The organism is Stenotrophomonas sp. 05L44_2 (assembly GCF_056665995.1).
On sequence record NZ_JBFTNR010000378.1, the window covers coordinates 1 to 4099 of the forward strand.

Annotated in this window: 4 protein-coding genes and 1 pseudogene; 3 read left to right on the forward strand and 2 right to left on the reverse strand. The window is 69.1% G+C overall.

Annotation, left to right across the window (positions count from 1 at the left end):
• Positions 1-1024: serine hydrolase domain-containing protein (locus AC1VAN_RS13835; RefSeq protein ID WP_480986001.1), on the forward strand; the 1024-nt coding region annotated here is incomplete at its 5' end.
• Here the strand turns inward: AC1VAN_RS13835 and AC1VAN_RS13840 are convergent.
• Positions 1021-2136 carry an SDR family oxidoreductase gene (locus AC1VAN_RS13840; RefSeq protein ID WP_478013551.1) on the reverse strand — a complete coding sequence of 372 codons (1116 nt, stop codon included), beginning with the start codon at positions 2134-2136 and terminating at the stop codon, positions 1021-1023. The two genes, AC1VAN_RS13835 and AC1VAN_RS13840, sit on opposite strands and share 4 nt — an antisense overlap.
• Before the next feature lie 217 nt (positions 2137-2353).
• On the opposite strand from AC1VAN_RS13840, the gene AC1VAN_RS13845 reads away from it, so the two are divergent.
• Positions 2354-2698, forward strand: coding sequence for a putative periplasmic lipoprotein (locus AC1VAN_RS13845; protein WP_025876040.1), 345 nt, complete (start codon positions 2354-2356; stop codon positions 2696-2698).
• Here AC1VAN_RS13845 and AC1VAN_RS13850 read toward each other — a convergent pair.
• Positions 2686-3747: a DNA topoisomerase IB gene (locus AC1VAN_RS13850; RefSeq protein ID WP_105163208.1), complete on the reverse strand. Its 1062-nt coding sequence runs from the start codon at positions 3745-3747 to the stop codon at positions 2686-2688. The genes AC1VAN_RS13845 and AC1VAN_RS13850 overlap by 13 nt on opposite strands.
• A 116-nt stretch (positions 3748-3863) precedes the next feature.
• Between AC1VAN_RS13850 and AC1VAN_RS13855 the strand changes: the two are divergent.
• Positions 3864-4099, forward strand: a pseudogene (locus AC1VAN_RS13855) (I78 family peptidase inhibitor); the annotation flags it as partial.

Below are 4099 nucleotides of genomic sequence, written 5' to 3' on the forward strand. Positions count from 1 at the left end.
CGACCAGACCCGTCGTTTCATCCGCCAGACCATGCAGGAACAGCGCATCCCGGGCCTGCAGATCGCGGTGGTCAAGGATGGCCAGGTGGTGCTGTCGGAAACCTATGGGCTGGCCAACGTCGAGAACGGCGTGGTCGCCACCCGCAGCACCCGGTTCCCGCTCAACTCGGCCACCAAATCCTTCACCGGCGTCGCTCTGGCGCAGCTGGCACAGGACGGGCGGGTGGATCTGGACGCGCCCATCGCGCGCTATCTCGACGACCTGCCCGAAAGCTGGCGGGCGGTGCGGGTGCGCCAGCTGCTCGCCCACACTTCCGGCCTGCCCGACATCCTCGATGCTGAGGGATTGCTGGGTGGGGGCTCGGAACAGGATGCATGGCAGGCGGTTCGCGCGCTGCCGGCAGAGGCCAGGGCCGGCGAGCGCTTCCAGTACAACCAGACCAACTACCTGCTGCTGGCGCGGATCATCGCGCGGCAATCCGGCATGCCCTACGAACGCTTCCTGGCCACCGGCCAGTTCTCCACCGCGCGCATGGCACGCACCACGTTCGGCGACAGCTACGACCTGATCCCGGATACGGCGACGATGTACAGCTACCTGCCACGCGCCACCGATGCAAAGGATGCAACGCCGCGCCTGTCGCACTGGTTCTACGACATGCCGCCCAGCCTGTGGGCCGGCGGCGGCATCCTCACCACGGCTGATGACACCGCGCGCTGGTTGGTTGCATTGCAGGAGGGACGCCTGCTGGAGCAGCGCGCGATGCAGCAGATGTGGACGGCGGAACGCCTCAATGATGGCAGTGCCGGCGACTGGGCCGCAGGCTGGCCGGTGTTCAACACCGCACCCGACCTGCAGGTGGGTGGCATGGGCGGCGCGCGCTCGGCCTTCATCGTCTACCCAGAGCGCGAGCTCGCCGTTGTCGTGCTGACCAATCTGGTCGGCGCCAATCCGCAGCAGTTCATACCGCGCATCGCCGGTTTCTACACTGCCGCGCCCAAGGGCGTCGCCGCCGCGCGCTAGCCGCGCGGCCCGCCCATCACCGGCAGGATCACCCCGCTGATGTAGCTGGCGCAGGCCGGCGAGGCCAGGAACACATAGGCCGGCGACAGTTCTTCGGGCTGTGCCGGCCGCCCCATGTCACTGCCCTTGCCGAACTCGGCCACGTCCTTGGCCTGCTTGTCGGCCGGGTTCAACGGCGTCCACACCGGACCCGGCGCCACGCAGTTGACCCGGATGCCGCGTGGCAGCAACTGGCTGGCCAGCGCCTTGGTGAACGCATGGATCGCACCCTTGGTAGCCGAGTAATCGATCAGTGCCTTGCTGCCGAACAGGCCGGTTTCCGAGCCGGTGTTGATGATGCTGGCGCCCTCGCCCAGGTGTGGCAGCACTGCGCGTGCCATCTGGATGTAACCGCCGATGTTGGTCTGCAGGGTTTCCTGCAGGTGCGCATCTTCCAGGTCTTCCAGGCGCTCGCAGTGCAGCTGGAACGCCGCGTTGTTGACCAGGATGTCGATGCCACCAAACGCCTTGGCCACCTGTTTGACTGCCTTGTTGCAGAAGCGCGGGTCGCGCACGTCGCCGGCGATCACCACGCAGCGGCCGCCCTCTTTTTCCACGTGCTGACGCGTCAACTCGGCGTCCTTGGCTTCATCCAGATGCAGCACGGCAACGTCGGCGCCTTCGCGGGCGAACAGTACCGCCACCGCACGGCCGATGCCGGAATCACCACCGGTGACGATGGCTCGCATCCCTTGCAGCTTGCCGCTGCCGACGTAATCCGGCGCGAGGAAGCGCGGCGCCAGTTCCAGTGCGTGCTCATGGCCGGGCTTGGCCAGATGCTGCGCCGGCATCTTCTTCGGCTGATGGCGCGGTCCGGCCTGGGTGGCGGTCTTCTTTTTTGCCGCCTTCTTCGCCACGCGTACATCCTTCGCCTTTTCCTGGTCCTGCAGGCGCCGCTGCCGTGCTGCGACACGCGCCGCGCGCGGATCGGAAGCGGCGGCCTTGCGGGTGGCGGTCTTCACCACGCGCGGGCGCTCGGCCGTGGCTTCGGCGGCGGCGGGCGCTGCCTGGGTGCCTTTGCGTACCTTCGGCGATGCCTTGCGGCGGGTGGGGGTCTTCTTGGTGGTGGCCATGCAGGTCTCCTCGGGAGGATGGGGGTTGCCGGCCAGCGGCCGSCACTACCGGGGCGCGTGCGCCGCAGTACCGGGGGCGGCGTGCGCCGCTCGTGCAGTGTCTCCACGCAGGCTGTTGGCGGCAGTGAGCGCACTGTGTCCATCGCGTGCACGGCATTCATTCCGCCACCACGCGTGTCGTCGCACCCTGCAGGCCACAACACGAGGAACGTCCCCCATGAAACATGCCATTGCCACCGCCGCCGTCTGCTTCGCTCTCGCCGCCTGCAGCAGCAGCCCGGTCGCCCAGGTCCAGCCGATCGATGGGGTGATTTCAGGCCAGTGCCACACCGACAAGGTGCGCGGCGCAGTCGGCCTGGCCGCTTCGGGCATGACCATCGAACGTGCGCGCGTGGACAGCGACAGCCTGCACGTGCAGGTAACCCGCGGCAGCCGCGAGCGCAGCGGCAACACCGCCAGCGGCGCTGCCGATCCGGCCGCCGGCGCAGCGACGGAAGGTGGGGATCGCCTGACCATCGAAACCGGCCGCACCAACAACATCACCGCCATCTACTGCGGCTGACCTGCCTTGCGGCTGAGCCGCCGGGCCCGGCGCAGCACCTTCAGTGTCGCCTGCTCCCACTGCCGCGGGCCGCGCAGGCCCGCCAGTGCGGTCAGTTCGCCGCGTTCCCAACCGGCGAACACGCAGGGATCGATGTAGGCCTTGCGGCATACCGCTGGCGTATTGCCCAAGCGCGCAGCCACCTGGCACACCACCTCGCGTTGCGCCTTGGCCAGCGCGCGTTGGCTGGCCGGCTCGGGCAGCTCGGTGGCGGCGAAGGCCTGCACCGCCGCCATCGTGCCGCCCCAGGTGCGGAAGTCCTTGGCGGTGAAGTCCTCGCCCATCACCTCGCGCAGGTAGTCGTTCACCGCGCCCGAATCCACCGGCTGCACCTCGCCCGCGTCGTCGCGGTACTGGAACAGGGCCTGACCCGGCAGCTGCTGCACGCTGCGCACCAGCGCGCCCAGCCGACGGTCACCGACCACCACCTCCTGCAACTGCCCGGACTTGCCGCGGAAGCGCATGCGCACCCGGCCACCCCGAAGCAGGTCCAAGTGACGGTTGCGCAACGTTGTCAGGCCGTATGACTTGTTCTCCTGCGCATAGGTTTCATTGCCCACCCGCACCAGCGTGTCGGCCAGCAGCGCGACCACAACCGCCAGCACCTTCTCGCGCGGGAAACCGCTGCGCTTGAGGTCGCGGCCCAGGCGCCGCCGCAGCGCCGGCAACGCCTGGCCGAAGGCGATGGTGCGGTCGAACTTGCCGGCGTCGCGAACGGCCGCCCAGTCGGCGTGGTAGCGGTACTGCTTACGCCCACGCGCGTCGCGGCCGGTGGCCTGCAGGTGGCCATCGGCGCGGGCACAGATCCACACGGCGGTATAGGCCGGTGGAATGGCCAGCGCGCGGATGCGCTGCAGGGTGGCGGCATCGCGCACGACATGACCATCGGCATCGCGATAGGAAAAACCCTTGCCGGCGCGGACGCGGCTGAAACCGGGCTGGGTGTCATCGACGTAGCGCAGGCCGGCGGCGCGCGCGGCCTGGCGTTCGGGTGTGGGGGTCGCTGGCATGCCTGCAGTCTGCCGATCGGCGCGGCGTGGCCACGTCAATAACGCAAGACAAACACGTGAGGGCGGGTTCGCCGCTATGCTCGGCCTTTCACCGTCCCTTCCATTCCGGAGTCATGATGTCGTTCCCGATCCGCGCCCGTTCCCTCTCCGCCCTGCTGCTGCCGGCCGTGCTGGCCCTGACCGCCTGCCAGGCGCCGTCGCTGGATGAGCAGGATTCGGCCACCGCCCACGCACAGCAGGCCGCCGAGGCCGCCAAGGCGCCGGCCGACGAAGCCGGCAAGGCCACCGAAGCRCCGCCGGTCGGCAMCTGYGATGCCASCCAGGTGCAGAGCCTGGTCGGCCAGCCCTACAC